This window comes from Richelia sinica FACHB-800, from assembly GCF_014698825.1.
Classification (GTDB): domain Bacteria; phylum Cyanobacteriota; class Cyanobacteriia; order Cyanobacteriales; family Nostocaceae; genus FACHB-800.
In genome coordinates this window covers 264,713-290,174 of sequence record NZ_JACJTT010000001.1, presented here as the reverse complement: position 1 = coordinate 290,174, position 25,462 = coordinate 264,713, and the positions used below count along the sequence as shown (strand labels likewise).

At 40.1% G+C, this 25,462-nt stretch carries 22 protein-coding genes and 1 pseudogene; 8 read left to right on the top strand and 15 right to left on the bottom strand.

Annotated features, from left to right (window positions below; genetic code table 11):
* Positions 1–12 precede the first annotated feature (12 nt).
* Positions 13–612, bottom strand: a complete 600-nt coding sequence (gene miaE, locus H6G73_RS01195) for a tRNA-(ms[2]io[6]A)-hydroxylase (RefSeq protein ID WP_190601112.1) — start codon at positions 610–612, stop codon at positions 13–15.
* A gap of 91 nt (positions 613–703) precedes the next feature.
* On the opposite strand from miaE, the gene H6G73_RS01190 reads away from it, so the two are divergent.
* The gene (locus H6G73_RS01190) at positions 704–1,177 is read left to right on the top strand and encodes a TspO/MBR family protein (RefSeq protein ID WP_190601111.1); all 474 of its coding nucleotides are present in this window, start codon (positions 704–706) and stop codon (positions 1,175–1,177) included.
* Positions 1,178–1,208: 31 nt separating this feature from the next.
* Here the strand turns inward: H6G73_RS01190 and hpnI are convergent, their stop codons facing one another.
* Complete coding sequence (hpnI, locus tag H6G73_RS01185) at positions 1,209–2,345, bottom strand: bacteriohopanetetrol glucosamine biosynthesis glycosyltransferase HpnI (RefSeq protein WP_190601110.1); 1,137 nt, start codon at positions 2,343–2,345, stop codon at positions 1,209–1,211.
* A gap of 43 nt (positions 2,346–2,388) precedes the next feature.
* Between hpnI and H6G73_RS01180 the strand changes: the two genes are divergently transcribed.
* The 3 genes from H6G73_RS01180 (at position 2,389) to H6G73_RS01170 (ending at position 6,481) form a co-directional block, all read left to right on the top strand.
* Positions 2,389–4,011: a cyclic peptide export ABC transporter gene (locus H6G73_RS01180; RefSeq protein WP_190601109.1), complete on the top strand. Its 1,623-nt coding sequence runs from the start codon at positions 2,389–2,391 to the stop codon at positions 4,009–4,011.
* A gap of 146 nt (positions 4,012–4,157) precedes the next feature.
* Positions 4,158–4,907 (top strand): DUF6920 family protein, encoded by a 750-nt coding sequence (locus tag H6G73_RS01175; protein ID WP_199317551.1) that lies wholly within the window; start codon positions 4,158–4,160, stop codon positions 4,905–4,907.
* Positions 4,908–5,011: 104 nt separating this feature from the next.
* On the top strand, positions 5,012–6,481 hold the full coding sequence (locus H6G73_RS01170; protein ID WP_190601107.1) for an FAD-dependent oxidoreductase: 1,470 nt from the start codon (positions 5,012–5,014) through the stop codon (positions 6,479–6,481).
* Between the two features lie 11 nt (positions 6,482–6,492).
* Here the strand turns inward: H6G73_RS01170 and H6G73_RS01165 are convergent, their stop codons facing one another.
* From H6G73_RS01165 to H6G73_RS01140, 6 genes are all read right to left on the bottom strand, one after another.
* Positions 6,493–6,798, bottom strand: coding sequence for a hypothetical protein (locus H6G73_RS01165; RefSeq protein ID WP_190601106.1), 306 nt, complete (start codon positions 6,796–6,798; stop codon positions 6,493–6,495).
* A gap of 229 nt (positions 6,799–7,027) precedes the next feature.
* Positions 7,028–7,333: a P-II family nitrogen regulator gene (locus H6G73_RS01160; RefSeq protein ID WP_190601105.1), complete on the bottom strand. Its 306-nt coding sequence runs from the start codon at positions 7,331–7,333 to the stop codon at positions 7,028–7,030.
* Positions 7,334–7,495: 162 nt separating this feature from the next.
* Positions 7,496–7,795: an RNA recognition motif domain-containing protein gene (locus H6G73_RS01155; RefSeq protein WP_190601104.1), complete on the bottom strand. Its 300-nt coding sequence runs from the start codon at positions 7,793–7,795 to the stop codon at positions 7,496–7,498.
* Between the two features lie 351 nt (positions 7,796–8,146).
* Positions 8,147–9,040, bottom strand: a complete 894-nt coding sequence (gene nifH / locus H6G73_RS01150) for a nitrogenase iron protein (protein ID WP_190601103.1) — start codon at positions 9,038–9,040, stop codon at positions 8,147–8,149.
* Between the two features lie 1,190 nt (positions 9,041–10,230).
* Positions 10,231–10,686, bottom strand: coding sequence for a DUF2214 family protein (locus H6G73_RS01145; protein ID WP_190601102.1), 456 nt, complete (start codon positions 10,684–10,686; stop codon positions 10,231–10,233).
* Positions 10,687–10,820: 134 nt separating this feature from the next.
* Positions 10,821–13,481, bottom strand: coding sequence for a cyclic nucleotide-binding domain-containing protein (locus H6G73_RS01140; RefSeq protein WP_190601101.1), 2,661 nt, complete (start codon positions 13,479–13,481; stop codon positions 10,821–10,823).
* A gap of 416 nt (positions 13,482–13,897) precedes the next feature.
* On the opposite strand from H6G73_RS01140, the gene H6G73_RS01135 reads away from it, so the two are divergent.
* Positions 13,898–14,089, top strand: coding sequence for a hypothetical protein (locus tag H6G73_RS01135; protein WP_190601247.1), 192 nt, complete (start codon positions 13,898–13,900; stop codon positions 14,087–14,089).
* 66 nt (positions 14,090–14,155) lie between these two features.
* Here the strand turns inward: H6G73_RS01135 and H6G73_RS01130 are convergent, their stop codons facing one another.
* Positions 14,156–14,659: a hypothetical protein gene (locus tag H6G73_RS01130; protein ID WP_190601100.1), complete on the bottom strand. Its 504-nt coding sequence runs from the start codon at positions 14,657–14,659 to the stop codon at positions 14,156–14,158.
* On the bottom strand, positions 14,646–15,749 hold the full coding sequence (locus H6G73_RS01125) for an XRE family transcriptional regulator (RefSeq protein WP_190601099.1): 1,104 nt from the start codon (positions 15,747–15,749) through the stop codon (positions 14,646–14,648). Before H6G73_RS01125 ends, H6G73_RS01130 begins: the two co-directional genes overlap by 14 nt.
* Positions 15,750–15,889: 140 nt before the next feature.
* On the opposite strand from H6G73_RS01125, the gene H6G73_RS01120 reads away from it, so the two are divergent.
* A complete protein-coding gene (locus H6G73_RS01120; protein WP_190601098.1) occupies positions 15,890–16,030 on the top strand; it encodes a hypothetical protein in 141 nt (46 codons plus the stop codon).
* Here the strand turns inward: H6G73_RS01120 and H6G73_RS01115 are convergent.
* The 3 genes and pseudogenes from H6G73_RS01115 to H6G73_RS01105 all read right to left on the bottom strand — a co-directional run.
* On the bottom strand, positions 16,027–17,559 hold the full coding sequence (locus H6G73_RS01115; RefSeq protein ID WP_190601097.1) for an Eco57I restriction-modification methylase domain-containing protein: 1,533 nt from the start codon (positions 17,557–17,559) through the stop codon (positions 16,027–16,029). The genes H6G73_RS01120 and H6G73_RS01115 overlap by 4 nt on opposite strands.
* Before the next feature lie 117 nt (positions 17,560–17,676).
* Positions 17,677–18,639: a XamI family restriction endonuclease gene (locus H6G73_RS01110; protein WP_190601096.1), complete on the bottom strand. Its 963-nt coding sequence runs from the start codon at positions 18,637–18,639 to the stop codon at positions 17,677–17,679.
* A gap of 192 nt (positions 18,640–18,831) precedes the next feature.
* Positions 18,832–19,323 (bottom strand): annotated as a pseudogene (locus H6G73_RS01105) (transposase); the annotation flags it as partial.
* Between the two features lie 420 nt (positions 19,324–19,743).
* Between H6G73_RS01105 and H6G73_RS01100 the strand changes: the two are divergent.
* Positions 19,744–20,559, top strand: a complete 816-nt coding sequence (locus tag H6G73_RS01100; RefSeq protein ID WP_190601095.1) for an SDR family NAD(P)-dependent oxidoreductase — start codon at positions 19,744–19,746, stop codon at positions 20,557–20,559.
* Positions 20,560–20,679: 120 nt separating this feature from the next.
* A complete protein-coding gene (locus H6G73_RS01095; RefSeq protein ID WP_190601094.1) occupies positions 20,680–22,218 on the top strand; it encodes a GMC oxidoreductase in 1,539 nt (512 codons plus the stop codon).
* 587 nt (positions 22,219–22,805) lie between these two features.
* Here the strand turns inward: H6G73_RS01095 and H6G73_RS01090 are convergent.
* On the bottom strand, positions 22,806–24,068 hold the full coding sequence (locus H6G73_RS01090; protein ID WP_190601093.1) for a glycosyltransferase: 1,263 nt from the start codon (positions 24,066–24,068) through the stop codon (positions 22,806–22,808).
* Positions 24,069–24,135: 67 nt separating this feature from the next.
* Entirely contained in the window at positions 24,136–25,395 is a 1,260-nt protein-coding gene (locus H6G73_RS01085) for a glycosyltransferase (protein ID WP_190601092.1), read from the bottom strand.
* Positions 25,396–25,462 lie beyond the last annotated feature (67 nt).

Below are 25,462 nucleotides of genomic sequence, written 5' to 3'. Positions count from 1 at the left end.
CCCCTTTATTTACTAGCTATGGATTCGGGGTTCTGGATGCAGAGTTGCAAGTAACTCACTCTCTACAATTGCTAATTCATCAAGGCGTTGCATCACTACTTCCCGGTCAAAATAAGTATCTGCTAAAACCCAATAAGTACCGTAATGTCTGGCTTCAGATGTCATTAAGCTGCGATAAAATTTGGCTAATTCTGGTTCTGGACAATTTGCGGCTAATAGTCCTAGTCGTTCATGACTACGCGCTTCAATCAGACCTGTAACCAGTAGGGAGTCTAAAAATCTTTCTGGTTCTTTGGTGCGAACCTGTGCCTTTAATCCTGCACCGTAGGGAGGGGGGTTGAGAACTGCAAGGGGGATATTACGACGTTCTAACCATTGATTGACCAGTTCAAAATGTTCAAGTTCTTCCCGTGCGATCGCTGTTAGCTCCCGGATCATCTTACTATTGGAAGGATAGCGAAAGATAAAATTTAAAGCTACACCTGCGGCTTTGCGTTCACAGTGGGAATGGTCTAGTAAGATGATATCTAAGTTAGCGATCGCTTGCTCCACCCAAGCATTACTGGTAGGTTGTTTAAGAGCATTAATAGTTGGTAAAGGTGAACTAAGCACAGGACGAACAACTCCAAATTAGCAAACTTAGCTGAGTATCCCAGCAAATTGATTTTAATCGTGAATGGATAATTTACCACGAGGTTTTTAGATGATTAAATCTTGGATGGTGATAGGCGGTGTAGCTTTTTTAATAGCTTTAGCTGGTAATTTAGTAACACCAAGCGATCGCCAATGGTTTAGACGCTTAATAAGACCCAGATGGCTATTTTTTGAAGCCTTAATTCCTTTTATCTGGACAGTTATATTTATTTGCGGCGCTTGGTCTGCATATATTGTTTGGGAAAAAGATCCAGGCAGTACCACCACCTGGTTAATGATGGGTTTATACATATTGCTAGAAGTTATTACTATGGCCTATACACCAGTCATGTGTAGAGTACGTAAACTCACCATAGGCACCATACTAGGTGGCACAGGCTTAATTATTTGCGTTTTAGTCACTCTTGCTGTTTTGGCAGTATCTGGGTTAGCAGCACTGCTTTTATTACCTTATCTGTGCTGGAGTCCCATTGGTACATACACCACTTGGCAAATGGGTCGTTTAAATCCTCAAGATGCTTAGACAGGTGAGGTATACAAGGTGTGGGATGTTTTCATTCTTCATACTGATGTTCTTCCCACACCAACTTACCCCCGGAAATTAACTGAAATTGCTGTCCACGCCATTCAATTTTCTTGCCTACAAAGCCGTAACACCAGATTGTAAAATGTACTAAGTCCCATAATGGCATCAACCAAAAATACCTTTTCGTTACTTGGTCTTTGAGGAGTATCACACCAACCACCCAACCCATCAGCCACCGCATCATCCAGGTGATACCTAAGATTGACCAAGCAAAAATTGAAGCACCATTGGTAATAAAAAATATCAAACTGGCAACAGTCCCAAAGGTAAATATTAGCCCCAAATAACCACCAGGACGAGAAACGCGAATGCAACGGGCCCAACGGATTTGACGGTTGATAGAATCTAATAAGCTGCTGTGGGCGAGGATATGTTCAACTATATAGTCAGATATTACTACTTTGTAACCTATTTGGGCGGGAAGGTAGCCGAGTTGAAAATCATCTGCTAAATAATCGGCTATGGCTGCAAAACCACCGATTTTTTCTAGCGCGGCTTTGCGAATAGCGATAGTGGAACCAAAGGCAAATTTTACCCCCTCTAGTTGCTGGCTAACTAATACACTGGGTTGAAAGTCTGTTGCCGTACCTATAGCTTCGAGGATGGCGGCTATACCAGTGGCTGCGGAACGATATAAACAAGTGACGACACCAATATTCTCGGTTTGGAATGGTTGAATAATGCGCTGGAGGTAGTCTGTACCCACACGAATATCACTATCAGCGATGACGAGAATATCATGTTTAGCGGTGGTGACAGCATTAGCTAAGTTGCTGACTTTTAAGTTAGCGCCAATTAATTGATCGGACACCACTAGATTCATCTCGATTTCTGGGAACTCCCCCATCAGTTTTTGCACAACTTCAATACTGGGGTCTGTGCGATCGCGTACACTAAAAACAATCTGGTATTGTGGATAATGTTGTTGGCAAAATGAGGCTAGGTTCTCATAGGTTTGTGCCTCCACACCACACAAAGGCTTGAGAATCGTCACTGGGGGATGAAAATCGGGATGGACAGCCGCAGGGGAACGCAAAAAAGCGATCGCTGCATAAATCCCATAGCCGTAAAATAAGACGGCTGATAAACAAAATATCAACATCATAGGCAACAGGGAATAGGAAAGAGTAGAAACTCACCACTGACACATGCATCTAATTTACTTTCTCTTACGTTCATCTTGGGGTATGGTCGCAACTGCGATCTTTACTGGATTTCTCAGTGGTGGTGGTAGCGCCGCTTTAATTTCCTTAATTAGTAGTGCAGCCAGTCAAAGCAACACCACACCTCTCACATCCATCGCTTGGGGTTTCGTTGGACTAGTCATCGTTGCCTTAATTACCAGCGTGATTTCCCAAGTCATGCTGATTCGTCTTTCCCAACAAGCCGTTTTACAACTACGCATGGGTTTAAGTCGGCAAATCCTCGCTTCCGAATTAACCCATCTAGAACAAGTAGGAAATCCCCGCTTATTAGCAACTTTAACTGAAGACGTTCAAGCAGTAGCCAATGCCGTTTACGTTATCCCCTTCCTGTGTATCGATTTAGCGATGGTATTGGGATGTTTACTATATATTACTTGGCTATCTTGGCTAGTATTTCTATTAGTTTGTGCCTTAATGTTAATTGGTGTAGCTAGTTGTCAATGGTTACTCAATCGAGGTGAAAAATTACTAGCTTTAGCCCGTGATGACCAAGATGTGTTATTTAAACATTTCGGGACAATTTCTGTCGGGATTAAAGAACTTAAATTACATTATCAACGTCGGCAAATCTTCCTCAATCAACGGTTAGAAGCCACAGCTAATCTTTTTCGTCGTCATAATGTTGATGGTTTAACTTTATTCGCAACGACTACAAGTTGGGGTAAATTTCTCTTTTTCTTTGCCATTGGCTTTGTACTCTTTGTTTTACCCCATTTACTAACCATCAACGCTCAAACCCTATCTGGCTATATTTTAACTTTTACCTATATCATGTTGCCGATGGATAACATCGTCAATAACTTACCTTTAATTAGTAAAGCCAGCGTCGCTTTGCAAAAAATAGAGTCTTTGGGTTTATCACTTGCTAGCCGTGCAGAAGTAGAAACAGTACCATCAAAAGTAGATCCTAACTGGTCTAGCTTGCAGTTGCAAAAAGTCACCCACACCTATCATACAGAACAAGAAGATAACACCTTTATTCTTGGACCAATTAACCTCACCTTACATCCCCAAGAATTAGTATTTATAGTTGGTGGTAATGGCAGTGGTAAATCATCATTAGCGAAACTAATTACTGGTCTGTATATTCCCGAAGGTGGAGAGATTTTCTTAAATGGTGAATTAATTACTGACCAGAACCGTGAATGGTATCGTCAACATTTTTCCGTCGTCTTCTCTGACTTTTATTTATTTGAGGAACTGTTAGGTCTAGAAAATGCCAATTTAGACCAACAAGCCCAAGCATATCTGCAAAAATTACACTTAGACCATAAAGTAAAAATAGAAAACGGTCAATTTTCTACTACTTCTCTATCCCAAGGTCAACGTAAAAGATTAGCTTTACTGACAGCATATTTAGAAAATCGACCTATTTATCTATTTGATGAATGGGCCGCTGACCAAGACCCATTATTTAAAGATATATTCTATACCCAATTGTTGCCAGAATTGCGAGACAGAGGCAAAACAGTATTAATTATTAGTCATGACGATCACTATTTTCACCTAGCAGATAGAATCATCAAACTGGATTATGGCAAAATTGCCTATGATAAAGTGAGATGAACATAGTCAACCTGAAATGAATTGTCAGGTTTTTGATCATAAAGCCCAACACATTAATACCAATTTTATCTGAGGCTGCACAGAATCCTGAAATCCATTGATTGTCATGATTATCTGTGTTTATCTGCATTCAATTATTAAATACAATGAAAAATCACAACATTAATAAAATTTGGCATACCCTAGCAACTCCAACCCCAACAAAAAAATTTACTGAAGAATTAATAGCCGAATTACCAGCACCAGTACAACGTTACTTTAGCCATGCAATTACACCCGGTACACCCTTAGCAACTGGTGTGAAACTCACAATGGAAGGAAAATTTCGCGCAAGTCCAGATAAATGGCTAACGATGCAAGGAGAAGAAATCTTGACAGCCAAAGGTTTTGTTTGGAAAGCCTTGATTGGTAGTGGATTATTTCATCTCAAAGGGGCAGACTATTACTACAATGGTGCGGGAAAAGTGGAATTTAAAATTTGGGGTTTAATTCCCTTTGTCAAAGCAATAAATACCGATACTACCCGTTCTAGCATTGCTCGTTGTGGTGGTGAATTATTCTGGCTACCATCTGCACTTTTACCTCAACAAGGTGTGTCATGGCAAGCCATTAATGATGATACAATTCAAGCCAGTTTCCAAATTGATGGGGAACCCGTTAATCTCACTTTACTAATTGATGAAAATGGTAAAGTGTTACAAGCTAAATTACCAAGATGGGGAAATCAGACAACAGATAAAACTTGGTCTTATCTACCTTTTGGTGGTAAATTATCAGCAGAAACTACTTTTGACGGTTTGACAATTCCCTCAGAAATAGCTGCTGGGTGGTATGTAGAAACAGACAGTTATTATGAATTTTTTCAAGCCACTATCAAACAGGCTGAATTTTTCTGATTTTGTATATAGGAAATCAAATCCCATATCAAAACTGCGGTTATTTTGAGTAATTATATAATTTATCTTCAATTAATACCTGAATTTATTCATTTTTAAAAACCATGTTACAACATCAAGCGATTACAAATCATCAAAAAATATATGATGTTATCATCGTCGGTGCTGGGCCTATTGGTTTAGCAACTGCTGTGGGATTACGTCAGAGGGGTATAGAAAACATTCTTGTCCTTGACCAAACACGTGGTTTTCGTCAAGTAGGTCAGGTCTTAGACCTATTACCTAATGGATTAAAATCACTGAAGGCGTTAGATAGCAATGCTTATACAGCAGTCAAAAATAAGGCTACTACGTTAGTTAAACCCCAGCCATCTGGGGAGACAAACACCGCAAAAAATTCACCGCAATGGGTTTATAAAAACTTTCAAGGTCAGATCATTAGGTCAGTTCCATTACGGTTTGATGAATGGTTTCGAGATTATGGTGAAGGGAGAGTATCAATTTCTTGGTTTGAATTACAAACTACCTTGAGAAATTTGATTCCTCCAGAACTGGTAAAAGCTAATCATCGCTGCACCAATTTAGTTGATGAACCAGAAAATGGTTGTGTACTAGTAGAGTGTATATCTGATAGTAGAGTAGAAAATAATCCCTATGCTTATTGGGAAGAAAATTCCCATTCAAAGAATAATTCAACTCAAAATATCGATAACGCACCTACTCAATACATTTCTAAAACTTTTCGTGGCAAACTAGTGATTGGTGCTGATGGTATTAACTCTGAAGTTCGTAAAGTAATCTATAAAGATAGCCCCTATACTAATTTTACTCACCCTCAATATTCTGGCTTTGCAGCTATTAACTGTGGAGGTATCAAGGATATCCCCAATCAACTGGCAACAGAAATAGTTAATAAATTCCTGGATGACACATTTCTGACTACTATTAGTAGGGACTCTATCTCAGAAAACTCTCTTGAGAGTAGCGCGATAAGAATGATATTATTTTCTAGAGAGCCAGGTCAGTTTGCTTATATACTCCATCTGCCTGTACCTTTAGAATGTCTGCAAGGTAAATCTGGAAAAGATTTAGTGAATTTAGCAGTCCAAAACTTAAAACATGCCGATTTTCCTAGCAGTTTAACAGAATTAGTCGCAAATTCACCAATCGAAAATATTAATCAACGTCCTTACTATATCCACCATGCCATCTATGAAACTGATGCTGGCACAACTACACCTCCATGGCATCAAGGACGAGTGGTACTAGTTGGAGATGCTGCCCATGGAATGCCACCATTTATGGCCCAAGGTGCCAATCAAGGCTTAGAAGATGCACTAGCAATTGTGACAATAATTACTAATATAGCCGAAAAAAATAATTGGCAAAATGTGGAATTAATTAGTCAATGCTTTAGCAAATATGAACATTTACGCCGACCATTCATAGCCTATATCCAAGCAGCGACACTGACCAGATCACCTTATAATTCTGATCAAGAATGGTACGAGTATAGCCACAAAGTTTATACTCGTGATGTTAATCAAATCATAGATTCTTTATCGTCAGTGTAATTTAATGGCACCTAATTCTGGGTTGATAGAGTATTAATAGCAATAGTTTCCTGGAGAATACTGAGACAAGAATTAATATGGGAGAGGATAGCTCGCTCATAAACAGCAGTCTGCTGTGTGCGAATTCCTATAGCCTGATATATCAACTTAATTTCTGGAAACTCGCACCAGTACATCAGGAAAATGTCTTGAGCAGGAGTAGTAATCTCATAATTATTCTCTTGTCTTTTCTTTCTTAATTTACAATTATTTAGTTGTAATTTTTGTCTAAATAGTTTTTCAAATTCTGGGATGATTTTGTTAGCAGTAGAGTCCATTATTAAGCCACCTGGAAATCTGTAATTAGGTCTAAGACTGGGGTTTGATTTGATGTATAACATTGATCACATCAAAATCTTCAATCACATGATACTGCATATAGACATCTGGTGAAATTAAATATGCGTTTCTCACAAACATTTCTACAGTCTTTACCTCCAGATGTCTAATTTATGGAATTGGTTAAGAACACATATCTATACTAGATATTTTCTCAAGGTTATTTAATTAATAAAAAGCTTCTATAGGGTGTCTAAAAGCAACTAAGCCATGTTTACCTTGTTCCTCTTTTAGGGCACAAAGCAACGCGTCAGATATTTCTAATGAGACTATGGTTTTAATCTGAATATTAGTATTGTAGCCTGATATGTCTGACAAGCGTCTTCCATGGCCACCTTCTCCTTGCACCTGACTAATGGTGTAGCCAGTAACGTTATGGCTTTTTAACAGCCTAACAATACGATCTTGCAGAACTGTTTCACCAATAATGGTGATTAAAACGGCAGGTTCTACGGGAATGTCTGAGTGAGACATGCATAACTCCAGAAATTGATTTTTCGCTGAGAAAGCTTGAGTTTTCGCTACTCAGTCCAGCTTGTCTATTAAAAAGACTCAAGCATTTCTGCCTGAGTCAGTAAGGAATGCAATTAATGCGCTATTTTGATGGTCTAGCTTTTGAAGCTAAAGCAATCACTCTTAGTAGCGGCTACGTCCACCGTAGCTACCGCGATTTCCACCAGAGGAACTTCTGTCTTCTCTAGGTTTAGCCTTGTTCACCTTCAAATCACGTCCCATCCATTCAGCACCATCCAATGCTTCAATAGCAGCTGTTTCTTCTGCCTCTGTATCCATTTCCACAAAACCGAAACCGCGTAAACGGCCTGTTTCGCGGTCAGTAGGTAGTTGAACACGTTTAACAGAACCATATTCTGCAAAAACTGCATTCAGACTATCTTCTGTAACTTCATAAGAAAGATTGCCTACGTAAACTGACATAAATTGTCTCCGAAATCATAAGGGTGTAGAGATTTAAGTTTCGGAGAAAAGTCTGTAAATACCAAAAGGAAAAAGCCCGTCAATACTAAAAACAAACGCGGTCGCCGAATTAACTCTCATCTATTAGTATGACATAGCCAGTAATAATCGCAGGATAGTTGTAAAAACCTTTATATAAAGTTATGTAAGCTTTGGTGGTCTAAGTATAATAAACTAGATTAAATAAATATATCAAAAAAATAAATCTACGTAATATAGAGTTGCTTTCAAATATACAAGTTTTGCTCAATAGAAGGTGAACTTTTGAGAACCTCGGTTTGAGCAAAACCGAGGTTAATTACTAAATTAAAATTACTTGGTGGTGCTTTCGGCAGGCTTACCAATCATTTTTGCCGCATTTTCTTCGCTTTCAAGAATACCAAATTCAATTAACAACTCTTCTAGTTCTTCCATTTCAATTGGGGTTGGAACTTTGAGATTTTCGTTGTTAATGATTTTGTTAGCCAAGATTCGGTATTCGTTAGATTGGTTGCTGTCGGGTGCATACTCGTTAACTGTCATCCGACGCAACTCAGCGTGTTGAACAATATTGTCGCGGGGTACGTAGTGAATCATTTGGGTATTCAAACGTTTTGCCAGAGTTTCGATGAGTTCGATTTCTCTGTCAACGTTACGGCTGTTACAAATTAAACCACCTAAACGTACACCACCTGTGTGTGCGTATTTCAAGATACCACGAGCGATGTTGTTTGCAGCGTACATCGCCATCATTTCACCTGATGTGACGATGTAAATTTCTTGTGCTTTGTTTTCGCGAATAGGCATGGCGAAACCACCGCACACAACGTCGCCTAATACGTCATAAGATACGAAGTCAACGTCTTGGTAAGCGCCATTTTCTTCTAAGAAGTTGATGGCGGTGATAATACCACGACCAGCACAACCTACACCGGGTTCTGGACCACCAGATTCAACGCACTTAACTCCACGGAAGCCTGTGAGCATTACTTCTTCTAGTTCTAAATCTTCAACTGCACCACGTTCAGCAGCCAAATGTAGAACAGTAGTTTGAGCCTTACTATGTAGCATTAAACGAGTAGAGTCAGCTTTAGGGTCGCAACCTACAATTAGAATACGTTGACCCATTTCTGCCATAGCTGCCAAGGTGTTTTGAGAAGTAGTAGACTTACCAATACCACCTTTACCGTAGAAAGCGATTTGTCTGATTTTTTTGTCAACAGTCATGGTTAGTTTTTACCTACAATTACTGGATGAATGGGATTGAAGTTTTATCTGAGAATTAAGGCTCGGAACTGTTTGCACATAACACTTATCGACAAACAAACCAAACAAATATTCGAGAATTACTCCTAAGATACTGATCGCTTTGTTTTTTGGGTATCGCTGAGAATTATTTCTAAAAATTGAGTCAATCATTTCGCCATGAAAGCAGAGAAGATTAACTGCTATTTCAGAAATTTAATTCTGCGTTATCTACCTCGAAACCTACGAGTGATACCGCTTCACTTTCGTTGGTGATGATATAAATATTTGGATCAGGGTATAGTCATGCTAAACCCCTAAAAAAATTTATATGTGTCACTATTTTCGTGAAATGGCATGAGTCATATCTTAGTGACTCTTGAATATGTGCTTAAATGTCAGATGTTTGGGAAGACTATAACTGTATTTGCAGTCTTAATTCCCAAATTAACTATGAGAACATAGCCTGCAAATCAAACAGAGTTAATTGTGCTGTTACTATGTTTTTTCATCAACTTTTCTGATTTCTTTTAGTTAGCCAGTTGGACTAAGAGTCTTTCTTCCCAGGCTCCTAGAGTAATGATTTCTGGCGGATGATACTAGCTTGTATAGCTAACTATTAGTGATGGTTACTTCACCAAGTTATAACTGACTTCAAGGGAGTAATAGAGTTACTATCCTGTTTCTCTGGGTTGTGTTTATCATTACTAATGGTCGTAGCGATATTGAAGTGGATTCACCAGAGCAAAAGGACTTAATTAAGTTTACCTCAATATCTCTCTTGAAGTCTTTTTGCATTCTTGCTTTTTGATTCCTATTGTCAGCTTAACACGTTTTTACTAATTTATTGACGGAATATTGAATAATGATGAGATATTTTTCCTAGATATTAATGCTGTGCAGTCTTTTGAAAATTATAAAATTTTTAGCTCACATTTTAATATTTAGGGTTTGTTCGATGTGAACGGATATGGAAATTTTTTGTAGTTTGAATGTGTCTCTCAATTTGTTAGTCTGGTTCAGAGGGTGAACATATCTGGTTTACATCTAGGCGAGATACATACAATTGTGGGCGTAGCTGATAGACGATTGGTTTTCGTTGTCAATTACAGTCTCAGCTTTTTTGCACCTAAATCAAACAGTCAAACTCACCTTAATTGAATTTTGCAGTATTATTTAATTCCGACTCCTGCTGCCATGATCACTGCTAGGAGAGGAATCAAAGTAAAACCAACTAGTTCAGCCCTAATGATCCACAGCAAACGATTGAACTTGGTTAATTCTAATGTGGGTGCTTGTCCTTGGAGTAAATCTCTGAGCCAATTGACAAAAGAAATTGTGGGATAAAGAGATAAAGTACCAACAACAATAAAGGTTGCTACTTTGATGTAGAAAAATGGGCTATTTAAATAGTAATCTGCACCTTTACCGAAGTAGATGACACGCAATACTCCTGTAACTAGTATACTAGTAGCAAATATGCCATAAACTACATCAGCAATTAATATTTTCCAAGCATCTTTTACATCTAATTCTCTTTTTAATGTCAATGCTTCTACTGCTAAAGCAGCGAAACACAACATGAAACTTAAATAATGTAAATAGACTACTATAATACTGCTGGTCATATTGGTTGTGTCGTTGATGTCAGGATAAATGAACATGATATTAATATCCAGCCAAAGCTAGCACTAAGGCAAGTGAACAAAAAGTAAAATAAGCTACATTATTTTGCTGTCTATAGTGGTTTTGGCGGGAGATTTCAAATCATCAATTGGAAAAACAAGACTGTAAAACTCAACATTAATAACAGATGGGGGATATTGGAAAATAGCGATCGCCCTGTGATTCTCCAAAGTGGATAGGGACTGAAGACCAGGGCTGAGAGGAGGGTGATACCTTGTAAGAATTGAGCGACATCCCAACTCCAGGTCAGAGTTGGTAAACCTGCGCTACTGTAACCCAAGGTCTGGGCTAACACTGGGAGAATTTGCCCTGCTTCCGTCATGGCCGCAGGTATGTAATGGGTGAGATTGGCTGCTAGGGTCAAAGGCAAATAGGCATAGATGACAGTGAGATAGTCTGGTTGTTCTGAATCGAAGCACCGAGCGATCGCATGAGTAATGTATGTTAAGGCAGCGGGAATACTCAAAAGCACAAGGGCAATGGGAATACTAATCAGCAAATGGTCAGCATCTACAGGAACCTCACCCCATCCCAACCATGCCAAAATCCGATCGCCATGGTGCATGAAAACACCACCCAATAGCAGCAGCAACAAAGCTGCTTCTGCCCAAAATCCTTTGTGATTGTCCAGTAAATCTGAAGCGGGAAATCGCCAATTTAACTGAGCAGAACGATTGGGACAGCCTTTCAGACAGGTCATGCACAGCATACAGTCACGGTTATCCTGTAATTGGGCTGGATGGGAATATAGCGGACATCCTCCTGTTGCTTGTCCTTCTTCCGGTAAGGCTCCGGCAAAGGTGATTAGGGTTGGGCCTGTACCTTTATAACAGCCAAAGGTGTTACACTGACTGCCACACATTTGTTGCACAGAACGCAATTCCATCATGGAAAGTTTGGCAAACATCCCATTCATCCCACCGATGGGACAAAGATGGCGACACCATAACCGCCGCTCATAAATCACGCTGCAAATGACTGCTCCAGCGGTGATAGTTAACAATAACCAGGCTGATAAATAGGCATGGTGTGGTAAATCCCACAGCTTTTCCCACAGATAAATAGCCACAAAACCACTAAACACAACCCAACCACCCCAACGGTTCAACCATTGGTGATTCCAGGTGAGTTGCTGACGGGGAAAGAGCCAGAGAGAAATACGTCGCATCCATTCACCAGCAATCATGAATGGACAAACAGCACACCATAGCCGACCCACAAAGACAAAGAGGAACAGATAACCAGGCCACCACCAGGCCCAAAATAAATTGAGAGTGACACTGCTATCCCGTGGTTGGGGGCCAAGGAAACCCAATACTGTCACCGGCACAAACACTGCCATCATCACCCACCAGATCGCTTCTGGATACCAACGACTGAGAAATATTTGTCGCAACCAAGGTACATGGGTTAACAAATCCAGGCGGAAGGCGTTTTTGGTTGATTGCACCGACCACAAGGCTTGTTCAGGAATGGTGGAATGGCCTGATGGTGTCATCATTACTGCTCGGTGCAGAATTTCTGCCAGTTCCCCTATATTTCCAGGGTAGTCATAGCTGATCAAGCGACGGAGGTCGGATTGGTCTAATTGTAATAGGGGGCGATTCTGTTCCCGACAAAACTGCTCTAAGAAGTGATGAGCAAAATCGGCAATATCAGCTTTGCGTTGGGGGAGGGGAAACAGTTTGATGGTAATGGTATTGATATCAGGCAATTCCAGTTTGTGAGGCGATGCCAGAATTAGCCGCACCCCAGATTGAATAAGTTGAGGTGGTTTTTTGACGAGATTAACTTTGCCGACAATGCCGTGATTAGGGAGAATGAATCCTGTTTTGAGGTAGTGAATTAAGCGGGAGCGATCGCCTTCACTCAATACATGTACATTATCCAGTAGTATGGTTCCTCGCTCGATCAGTTCCACAATTCCTTGTTGCTGACCTACTCGACCAAATAGGGCATCTGTATTTAACCGACCATCCTCGGCCCGAGGCAAATCACTACAGTCCAATTCCGCGAATGGTTGAGAGGCTAGTTCTGAGCGAGTATGAATTAAACCGGCAACGAAGGTTTTACCTGTACCGGGTTGAGCTTGAAAAATCACAGGCTGAAGATTTTTAGCCGCTTGATTGATTTGTTCTGTGAGTTTTTGTGTGGCTTTACTACTACCGATAATGTGAGTTTGATGGGGTACTGGCTGGATATAGGACTGTAGGCATTGAATCCGTACCTGTGACCAAGCAATGCGAGTTGTATACTCCTGCAAATCTTCCGCTAGACGAGAATGAATCACCTGTTGAATAGCAGGGTAAGCAACTATCAATTGATGAAATGCTGCTTTGGGCAGAAAGCAAATTTCACTCTGTGTCAAAGCGATCGCACTAGTTTGATAAGTTCCTTCCACACCATTGGCAATGAGGGTATAACCGAATAAATCCCCTGGATTTCGGTAACGAATCAGCAATTGACCAATGGGTGATGACTGGAAAATTTCCACAGTTCCCGACTTTAACAGGTACACTCCCGTGGGGGTTTGTCCTTCCTGATAAATCAGAGTTTGGGGTGCTACTTGCAAATAATGGCTAGACTGAGCGATCGCATCTTTTGCATCTGCGGGCAATTTTCCCCACACCTGATGAAGATTCAGCCAATGGTAAAAATTTTGAACACACTTCTCATCATTTCCTTCATCCTTGTGCAACGGTAATGGTTGCGTTGACAAGGTGGTTGGAGAATTCATCTCAGAATCCAGACATGGCTGATTCGAGGATTTGGTGTCTTGATGTAAGTTCAAGGTGAAGCCTCAAAATTTCAAGTAATAATTTAATTTATTTATTATGTATTTTTGCTTAGAAAAAATGCCGAGTATTGCCAGTAAAAGCCTTTTGGAGGCTAGCTTAGTCAGATATATCTAGTTTAACTCAGTGTTATATATTTTTGATGTTAAAATCCGTAAATTAGTGCGGATGTTTGGATTGATTGAGGCAAAACAGGTTACAGTGCTAAAAGCTTTTAAGGCTATGGTAAATCCTGGGTGATTTTGTAATTGTTGCAATCTATGGCATTTATCATCATTCGTCATCCAGATCAAGTTTAATAGTAAGTACAGATAAACTTAATTTTCACCTTTTTTAAAACATGCAAGAGGTGGGTGTTATGAAAAATGATGATATGGATGTTTTAGAAACATTAGTCGATAAATTGACATTAGCCGCAATTTTAGAAATGATAGAACGAATTTGTCACAAGAAAGCTGATAATCTCCGCAATAAATGGAAAGATGAGATAACAGCCAAGTATTGGGAAAAAGCGGCTAGACAGATTGAAAACATTAACGTTGATATCTAAACAGTACAGTATTTATCGACAGTTAAAGACCAGTGAACTAGTACAACATCCTGGAAAACAATATCTTTATTGATGTAAGCTTGTTTTCCAATCTGTCAAAATTTTAGGAGAAATGTGTTTACCACGCTCCAGGATTAAGTTATCAGCCATTGCCATCACCTCAATTACTGTTTTGTGTTCTGTATCTACCATCTCACCCAATAACCGCAGTGTTCTGGTGTAGGCAATGTTGTATGCTTTACAAGTTTCAATAACTAGCCCGTCATCACTGGCACAAATCAACAATTGATGACGGGCGATGGCTATTGTAGACCTATCTGCAACGCTGAGAAGCGGTGTTTTCACACCAAATTCTAGAAAACTGGCGAACATTTCTTCTGTGGAAAGATTTAGAGGCGTTAAGTATTGGTGAGCAGTTTGGCGAGTGGGTATTTCCAGTTGATCTGAGTCTAAAAGTTCCTGAGCAATGTACAATGGGCTATAGTGTTGTTGTAGCCATCCCCACTCGTTCAGGTAGCAAAAATCAATGAGTGCTGTTGCGTCGAGAATTGTGCCGTTAAGCAACTGCATAAACCTCATTCTCTTGACGACGCACCCGCAGTTTTTCCACAGTTAAATTGAGCAGTTCCGCTGCTTTCATTTCGGAAATCTTGCCCATTTTTAAGCACTGCCAAATTAGATATTCATAACGTTCATTTTCTGGGTATTCTTCCACAGCCAGGGCTGGTGGTAATTCCATTGAATTTTGCAAAGATGCCCCATTATGTCGCTTTTTATAAATTGCACAGATTTTGGCTTTCTCTTTAGCAAAATCAATGATTTTCATTTCTGCTAAACGATTCAAAATGACTAAGTAACTCACCCGAAAATGCCGTTTGAGTTTGACAATATCTTGGGTAAGTGTGTACATCCGCTCAAATTCAGCCTGGGGAACAAGTAGATGACTGGCAAAGTAATCAGCCACCTTTTCTCGTGCTTTTTCTTCTTCTTTAGTTCCTTCTTCAATTAAAGTGTCTTGGTACTCTACACGATGAAAGATTAAGTGTCCAATTTCATGTGCAAGGGTAAATAATTGACGTTCAATGGTGATGTTATGGGTATTTACCAAAACAAAAGCACCTTCAATATCACTACAAGCACTCAGACCAAAGAAACCTTTAATGGGAACGGAGGAGCGTAAAACTTTTAAACCGATTTCTTCTACAGACTGAAACAGGTTGGCAATGGGAGCATCTCCCAAGCCCAGGCGATGGCGAAACAAAGCAGCTATTGTCTGAATGCGCTTTTCGTTGCCTTCTACTTGATGGCAAGGTGTACTTTCTGGGGTGTAGGTCGGTAAGCCAACGGCTTGTTCTAGGGCGTTATAAGTTTGCAACATTCGTAGCACTTGGGCTGCAAACTGGGCATTTTTGTCAAAGGAAACATGAGCGCGGAACCGAAAGTTGGGTAGTCCTTCACCTTGTGAGCGTAGCAAGTCATCGAGTGTAATGCCCAAAGCACGAGCCAGGGCTGAGAGGATTTTGCTGTCTGGTAAAGTTTTGGCGTTCTCGTAGTTGTTGATACTCTGGCGAGTTACAGAGGCTTGTTCTGCAAGTTGCTCTTGAGACAAACCTAGACTTTTGCGGTAGCGGAGCAGGTTGGCAGCGATGATTTCTTTCATGGCTGGGTTTTAAGAACAAATGCTCTTAGGCTCAAGGGCGGTGTCTGGTCAGATGTCAAAGTTGTTAACTTTATTTTCTCTAATTATAATGGAAAATGTAAAATTTATTTTACATTTTTTTAAGTACATAATTATTAGTAATGACAACAGCTTCCGTAAATCCACGAAAACTATATAACAGTCAGCAACATCCTTTGACTAAGTTTGTGAAGAGTCTCTCCGCCTATGAACCAGCCGATTTACTAGCGACTGTAGCAGGATTACAGTTGATGCCAGCTTAAAATGATCGTGGAATTGAAACAATAGCATTACCCAATTCTTTTGGTTCCAGCTTATATAGTCCACCTCCATACACCCGACCTTCACACATGAGCATTTCATCAGAAATCTCATTTAAAGCCTGCCATACCTGCTTCAGTAATTCGGAATTTTGTGACAATGCTTGAGCCAAAACAGGGAGGGGATACAATATCAAGTAGACATTAGTAGCTGTTGCTTGGGAATGATTGAGAATAAAACGAAAAGGTCTACCTCTTTTGGTATCTTGACGACCCATATAGGTACAAAGGAATGGGGAGGGTGGACGCTTCTCCTGTGAATACCAGGGAGAACGATGTCTGCACAAATAGCGATCGCTAATTCCATTGTCTACTCCCATCTGCAAATATTGCCACAGCATTGGATAGTTTGCTTGCACCTCAGCTATAGGCAATGCACAGTCCAGCAAAAATAGCTGCTGTGTCAAAATCGGATTACCTTTTATATCAGCTTCAATTTCATCAATTAATAAATAACGGGGACTGGGCAGAATAGATGTTAAGAATTCAATCGGCAGTTGATATGCTAGAACTTGTTCTTTCGTAAGCACAAAAAAATTGTTAGCACCTGTCGCTAAACCACGTTTAATAGTAAATAAATCTTTTAACTGAAATTGCTTTAAATTAGACTGAGTATTATTTGAGGTAAATCCAATCTTTGTCCATTTGGGTGTTGAGCAAAGCGTCTCTACAGAAACCAACTTGCTTTTGTTGGGTGTTGCTAAACTTTTACCATAGCTAAATTCAACATGATGGTTTGATGGTGGTAAAGTCTTCTTGAACCAAACAACTGCACTGGTAACTAAAGCATCTGCAAACTGGACATCATTTGGATGAAACAAATGAACACGCAACAAGGTAACACTGCTTAATAGATACTCCTTAATTTGTTGTCCATAATTTACGTCCATAAATCCGCTGGGAATGAGCCAACCAGCAATGCAATTATCCGCCATCCAAGCATCAGCCAGGCACAAGAAATAGCAGTAAAGACTAGCTAACTGACTGAGTTTTATTCCTGTTATCTGAAAGGTTTGATTTTGTAATCGCTGCTTTTCAATTCGGCTTAAATGATGATGTCGCACATAGGGGGGATTACAAATGAGTAAGTTAGCTTTTTTATCGTCACAGCTAGGTGGTATAGCTTGGGTAAAGTCAGCTAAATGTAATTGTAGTGGTGTATCGCGCCAAAACGAAATTGCCTCCAAGCCGTAGTGTGAATCAATTTCATAACCTACAGATTCTTTGACTTGTGTTGGTGAAAATAGCTGTAATAATGCGGAATAAAAAGCACCTGTACCAAAAGCGGGGTCAAGAAACTGGATTTGGGAATGTGGTGTTAATAACTCTTTTGCATATTGCACAATGTCGAATGCCAAATCTGTGGGTGTGGCAAACTGTCCCAATTTATTGCGTTCGGTTTGGGTTTTGGCTGCATCTAGTTGTAATTGACGGAACACCCGTGCTTGCTCAGTAGTTGTGCTTACATTCATAAACAACTCGTTTCAGGTAATGACTTCTTAAAATTTCCTCTCTAGCGAGATGCTGACACGTTAACGCAGCTGATGCCGTGAGCAAAGACAGCAATACAGTTTCAGCCAGACGGAAAGTCAAACACCAAATAATGCTAGGTCATCAATGCGATGTTCCCATAACCAGTCAATTCCTTCGGCTGCTTCATAGCCTAAGTAGCCACTGTCAAAATAACCACAAAGAAATAGAACAAAACGGACTTTATTACCGTAGTTGCTCCTGAGTTGAGCAACTTTAATGGCTTCTTCTTTGCGTCGCTTGTTGGGGTTGGTAAAATCTCCAGCTGATTTAGCTTCAATCAGGAGAGGTAAATCGCCAGGAGCAGACTGTCTGGGCATGATCACGGCATCAATGGGGATGTTGACTTGTTTGTTGCCAGACTGCAAACTGACGGGAATGTTGAGCCGAAACACGAAGGTTCCTGGTTGCATGGTTTCAAATCTTAGTCCACTACCTCCCCTGATGTAAGAGTAACCTCGTTCTTCTAACCACTGCCTAATTGTGGCCAGTTGTCTTTGCTCTTGGGTGTTGCGGATAATAGGGTCAGCCAAGGCTCCACAAAGACGGTCGGCAACAATGGTTGCTGCTCGGTGGATTTGTATATCATTGGGGTCTAGCTTTGTTTCTAGCCAAGGAAAGATGTCTCTGTCAATTAGCCGCGCTATAACCTGAGAGATTTTTGCCAATTCGGCATCCAGCATTGTAGTATCCATTTTCGGCGGGATGCGTTGCTTGTCTTCCATGTTTTTGACAAGATTGGGTGACACTCCGGCTAGTCCAATCAGACGGTCACGAGCGATGGGCGGTGCTGTTGTCATCCGCATTATTGGTAGTACGGATGGGTGTTGGCGCAGGACAGTGGGGGTAATGTTGGTTAAATTGGCTGTCCAAGTCAATGCTGATTCAACTTGTTGGGTTGTGGCAATGCGAGTTTCCAGGTAAGCCCTGGGAGCAAATTCCATAAACCAACTGTTGTAAAAGTCTACGGACTGGGCAATATCTTGTTTCCACAAGTGGGGTTTATCGGCATTTACTGGCACTACATCACCTCAAGTTGACGAACAGCAAGGCTATAAAGATATCTGAAAGCGAACATTTTCGGTAAACTTCATCTCAACATTGTCTCTATCAAAATTTGATAATTTAATTTCTGGAAGTCCCTTAAATCTAATAAATTCGACAAAGCAACAGCGTTTATTATGCTTTACGTATTTGGGTTTAATACTATCACTCTAAGTACAGGACAAAAATTGCAGAGAGAGAAGAAACTCACTATGCTTTAAATCTAAATTGGTAACAAGAGAACGCAGATAATCTAAACCGTAACGAAAAACACTTTGAGATGGACGACCATGTTTCTTGATCTTGATAGGGCGGTGTTGATGTAACCATTCACCAGTTTTGACAGCCCAACACAAAGCTAAAGAAAGTAAAGCTAATAACTTACTCAATCGTGTCGCATCGAGAAAATGGGTAGATTCGAGGCAAAAACCACGGGTTTTGAACATACCAAACAAAGTTTCAATCCCCCAACGACGACCATAGTCAGCAATCATAGTTTGTGGAGAATCATCAGAAATAACAATTAATAACTTGCCATCATCAAGACGTAAACCAGCCACATAAACTAATCGACCCCAGATCCAACGACGAGTAGATAAGACCTGAGATTCAATCACCTTGAGGTGAGCAAAAATCACAGAACCTGGAAACCCATTCCCTGTCACCTTTGCAAGCTTTTTCTCTATTTTTTGTCATGTACAGAGATTACTTGTAGCAGTCCAATTAAAATATATGTATCAAGCACAATCAAGTCAAAATAAGTTATAAAACCATAAGAATTGTGTAACTAATATGTAACGCCTATAAAGATTTCTAGACTTTTTACAAAATACAGCTATTTAAAGCACTAAATTAAAATGTGTCTTCAGCTATATTGAAAACCAATTAATAACCAAGACAATTCATATTTTTTAAGTATGAATGGATAACAAGTGTGGGGATTGAGGTAATGATTCACACCCAAAAATATATCTGACTCGGACGGTGAATTTGCCTATTATTGTTGCTGCTAGTCTCTCCATCCTGGCAGATGAAGCAACAAAAAATTGCCTAAAACTATCCTTTATAATCACAGGTTATCAATGAAATCAATAGCAGGTAAAACAGTTCTTTTGACTGGCGCTACAGGTGGGATTGGTGTATATATAGCTCGTGCTTTAGCGAAAGAAAATGCAACCGTTGTTGCAGTTTCTCGTTCTGTCGATAAACTCAAAAAAATATGTTCAGATGTAACAATTTTAGGTGGCAAAGGAATTAGTGTTCCTTTTGATATCAGCCAGGTGAATGAATTACCTAATTTAGTTAATCATGTTTCCCAGGTAGCTGGGCAAATTGATATTGTGATTAACAATGCCGCCATCGAAAAATATCGACCTTTTCAACATTATACCTTAGAAGAAATTCAATCTATTTTAACCACAAATTTAATTGCGGGGATGGAATTAACAAGGTTAATTCTACCGAGTATGATTGTTCGCAATCGTGGTCATATTGTCAATATTGCTTCTGGTTCTGGGAAAAAAGGCGCACCCTTTAACAGCGTATATTCTGCTAGTAAAGCGGGATTGATTATGTGGACAGATGCCCTCAGACAAGAACTAGCAGAAACTAATGTGGGGGTTTCTGTTGTTTGTCCTGGATATACCAATGCGGGGATGTTCCATGCCTTTGGACTAGCAGCACCCAAGTTAGCAAAGGTTTCTCCACCCACAGATGTTGCTAAGGCTGTGTTGCTAGCGATTAAACAAAATGAGCCAGAAGTGATGCTAGATGGCATTTTAACCAGGCTGTTGTTTTCTAATATCCAACTTTTTCCCAAATTTGGCGATCGCATTTTTCGTTGGATTGGCGTAACAGAGCTTAACAAAACCTGTGCAGAAAATCAAATGCGTGGTTAGTGAGATTTTGGATGGTAAAACTATCGCCATCCAAAAGTCAAAATTCATCACTTTTTAAATCAAAGATTTTCCATAAAGTCTTTGATACTTCACTTTTAATAATTATTTTTGGAGGCAAAAATGGCAGATTGTCATTACGACTTCATCATCATCGGTACAGGAGCCGGTGGTGGCACTTTAGCATATAAATTAGCCAGTAGTGGCAAGAAAATTTTAATTTTAGAACGAGGTAATTTTTTACCCAAAGAAAAGGCAAATTGGGATACTAAGCAAGTTTCTCAAAAGGAGCATTATCGCACTTCGGAGGTTTGGTATGACAAAAATGGTCAAGCTATTTATCCCCTAACTCACTATTTTGTAGGGGGTAATACTAAATTTTATGGTGGTGCATTATTTCGCTTACGAGAGCGCGATTTTGATCAGGTAATTCATCAAGATGGTATTTCTCCTGCCTGGCCACTTAGCTATCAAGATTTTGCTCCTTATTATGATGAAGCAGAAAAAATCTATGAAGTACATGGTCAACGAGGACTAGACCCAACTGAACCACCAACCAATCTTGATTATCCCTTTCCGGCGATTAGTCATGAGCCTTATATTAAAGAAATTAAGTATTCTTTAAAAAATCTCGATTTACATCCCTTTTATTTACCTATAGCGATTAAATTAAATGAATTAAACCGTTATTTAAGTAAATGTATTCGCTGCAATACTTGTGATGGTTTTCCTTGTTTAGTTGATGCTAAAGGTGATGCGGATATTAATGGTATACGTCGCGCAATTGCGGCAAATAACTTGAAATTAATTACAGATGCTAAAGTCATCAAGTTACATACTAGTGCTTCTGGTCGAGAAGTGACTGGTGTAGAAGCAGAAATTAGTGGTAAGCGGCAAATTTTTTCTGGACATATAGTGATTGTGGCTTGTGGTGCGATTAATTCAGCCGCATTATTACTGCAATCTGCCAATGATCAACACCCCAATGGATTAGCTAATAGTTCTAATTTAGTTGGTCGTTATTATATGTCTCACAACTTTGGGGTGGTAATGTCTTTAAGCAAGAAACCACATTACACATCTTTTCCCAAAACTTTAGGAGTGAATGACTTTTATTGGGGTGAAAAGGATTTTGCTTATCCTATGGGTAGTATCCAGTCGTTAGGCAATGTCAATAAAGATAAAATAGCAGCTTATGGGCCGCCATTGATGCCTAAGATATTAGCAGAAAAATTAGCTCGTCATTCCATAGCTTGGTTAGTGATGACAGAAGATTTGCCGAGTTACAATAATCGCGTAACTTGGAAAAATGACACTATATATCTGGAATATAAAAGTAATAATCAAACTGCCTTTAATCGATTAATCAAACGCTGGGTAGAGGTTTTAAAATCTTTGCAGGTGTATCAGGAGGGCAATTGTGCTATACATATTCCTCAAAAAATGGGTGTGAGAGAAGTGGGGCATCAATGTGGGACTTGTCGATTTGGAGAAGATCCTCAAACTTCGGTATTAGATATTAATTGCCGCACCCATGATTGTGACAATTTGTATGTTGTGGATGGCAGCTTTTTCCCTTCCAGTGCGGCTGTGAATCCGTCCTTAACTATCATTGCTAATGCTTTGCGGGTGGGTGAGCATTTGCTAGACAGAATGAAGTGAAATTGAGAGGATCATTTTTCTATTAACTCAAATAGCCAAAAATAAAGTCCGCTCGCGCGGACTGAGGACATTGGATAAGGTTAAGTTGTCACCAAGAGAGCCTACAAGATGTTAGACTTATTTGTATTTTTCCTAAGTTGCGGAAAAAATTCAATAGTCACAACGCAATTCTTTAGACATAAATTCTTTACTTATGTCCGGCGCAATTTCTCTGAAAATATTCTAAAAACATGAGATTTTTATCTGACTAAAGATAGATACTTTTTCAAGTTAATATTCAACCTTGATAAAGGACGTATTAAGTCTAGACATAATGGCAAAAATTATGTCTCTGAATGATGAAAATGTGAATATAAAAGCCTCAGAATTCATCCCTTCTGAGGCGAGAAGACTTTTAGGCACTATTGAGGACGATACCAAGCTGATTATCAGTTGGAGTAGGCAATATATCTACTGATAATAAACTGGTAAATTTGATTAGTATCTCAAACTTAGAACCTAAAATCCCACAGGTCAACTAAGTGAATAATGTACCAGAGGAAATGGGTTTAAAGTAGCCAAATTGGCGTTATTTGGAATGAGGAGAACTAAATAACTAGTTTCTTTTGGGGTTCGGGTGTGACTAATTGGTAGAGTTTATTTTCAAACTTTTGCATACAAGCTGACCAATCAAACTCGATAATAGAAGGACGGGCTTGGGCAGTTAGTTCAGCTTTGAGATGGGGATTTTGAAGAATAGTAATCACTTTTTGGGCAAAGTCTCTGGCGTTGTTAGGTTCAGCGAGGAAACCATTGTAGCCAGGAATAACTTGTTCAGAAGTGGAAGGGGCGATCGCTGCAACCACGGGAGTACCCGATGCTAAGGCTTCGTTGGTGGTGGTGCAGAAGTTTTCTGTCACGGAAGGATTGACAAAAATATCTGCCCTGGCAAACCAACCTAAGAGTTCTTCTCCATGAGATTCGCCCCAAATGGTGACTCCAGACCCGAATTTTTTGGCGCGACGGCGTATTTCTGCATCTAAGGGGCCACTACCCACAATTACGAGGTGAACATTGGGAATTTGGGCGGCGATGAAGGGATAGGCATCTAGAAGCTGGGAGACATTCTTTTCCGCAGTAATCCGACCCACAAACAGAAGCGTTGGGCGATCGTCATCGGGAATGGGATTAAAATTAATGTTGCGGGGGTGAAATTTTTCACAATCAATGCCTTGGTAGGGCAAATATTCGCTTTTTTGACATTGAAAGTTTTGATATTTTTTCAGTTGTTCTTTAGAGGAAAATAAGCTGAGATCGTAAGCAGAACTGAACTGTTTAACTAAAGCAGGTAGGATGGGGCGTAGCAAGTTGAAAAAGACATCGCCCAAGTAATATCTAATATAGGCAATGATATCTGTGTGGAAAATAGAGATGATGGGTGTGCCTGTGCGTTTGGCGTATTCTACACCGATGGGGCGGCCATAACCTTGGAGAAAGGCTGAGTATAACCCTCTCATTTGGGCTGCTTCTTCCACTACGATGACATCTGGTTGAAATTGACCCAGTAATTTGCTGTCACTCCAATGGCGATAGTTTAAGGGTTGGGGCAGGGATTTATAAAAGATGAGGGGTTGGGTAGGGAAGGCGTAGGCGGAAAAATTGGGGAAGGTTTGGAGTTCCTCTATCCCGGCCATAGGACGTTTGAGGACTTGTTGGGGGTATTGGTTGTTAAATTCGGGATGAACTAAAAAAACTTCATGACCTTGTTGCAGCAACCACCGGACTCTTTGGTGTACAGCCACAGATACACCGGTCAGGAAAGGAGGATATAAACCGGTGAATAGGGCAATGCGGATGGGTTGGTTATTCATGGGGAGGGGAATTTTTGATTGTCAATAATGGTTGGTAGATGTCCGGTGAGGGTGGGAAGTAGGAAGACTAGAGGGAAATTTTGCGATCGCTTGGTTGGTCTAACAAGTGATAAGGGCGATAATCTAAGAGGCGAATTTTCCACGGCCCTTTCACTTGATAGGTAACACCACGCCATTTCACTGTTGGCATCCACAGGGAAGATATCAAAGACCAGCTATAAACCCACTGGGTGAAAGGAATGCCAATAAATATTTTGAAAACTGTGGCGGTTGATAATTTGGTAGCTGGCCCACCATTGCGGCGAATGACTGGCTGAATTTGGGTTTCTAATAACAGCACCAGTAAAAGTAATGCCACCATATAGCTGCTATAACAGCCCAAACTCAACACCACTGCATCCCATTGTTTCGTCCAAATTGCTGTCACCAATAAACAAATCACCAGACTCGGCAACAGTACAGTTAAAACCGCATCACCAACTACCGCAGACCACAGGGGATGATACAGTCGTGAAGACAGTAATTGTCTTTTTAGCCAATATGTCAAGCTTGGTAATTTGGTTTCCTCTTGATTGAGAATCAGGAGAGACGGTACAAACTTCACTCTTAAACCATGTTTGCTTAAGGCGCTACGAATCAGCGTATCTTCACCAAAGGCTTGATTCCACTTATCTAAGATGCCTGTTTGGTGGATAACCTGGGTTTTGATGGCTAAAGTACCACCCCAAGGAATCCCATAGAGTCCCATTTGTACCACAGCGGAAACATTCCAGATGTAACGCACCAAGGAACCCCAATATTTACCTGTGGGTACATACCAACGATTACCGGTGGTAGCACCAATTTGAGGATGACCAAGGGGACTGACTAATTCTCGCAGCCAATTAGGATGAACGATTGTATCTGCATCTACCAAGGCTACCACTTGATAAGATTCATCCAATTCGGAAATAGCTTGAATTAGGGCACTACATTTGAGGCTACAACTTTGGCGGATGATTTTCAGGGAACTGATTTGTACATTGGTGGCACCCTGTTCTTGAATTACTTGAGTAGCAATCTGCCAAGCTGGATCTTCTTGTCGGTCAACCACCAGTTTTAAATCATAGTTGGGGTAGTTTTGATTGAGTAGCGATCGCAAACAATTGGCAAGAAATGGGTCTGCACCACGTAGGGAAAGAATAATGACTGTTTTGGGTAATTGCTCATCTGCTAATACTTTTGGTTTTTCAAACCGCAAATACCACAAAAATATCAAACTCAAAAATACTTGAATTCCTAACCAAATTAGCATAATTTGTGCTAACAAAATTGCCCAGGAATACATTGTTAATCACCTCCAAAATTGGTTTCTCTTATGCATTTAAAGCTTCTTTAGGGCTGAATTTTGAAGA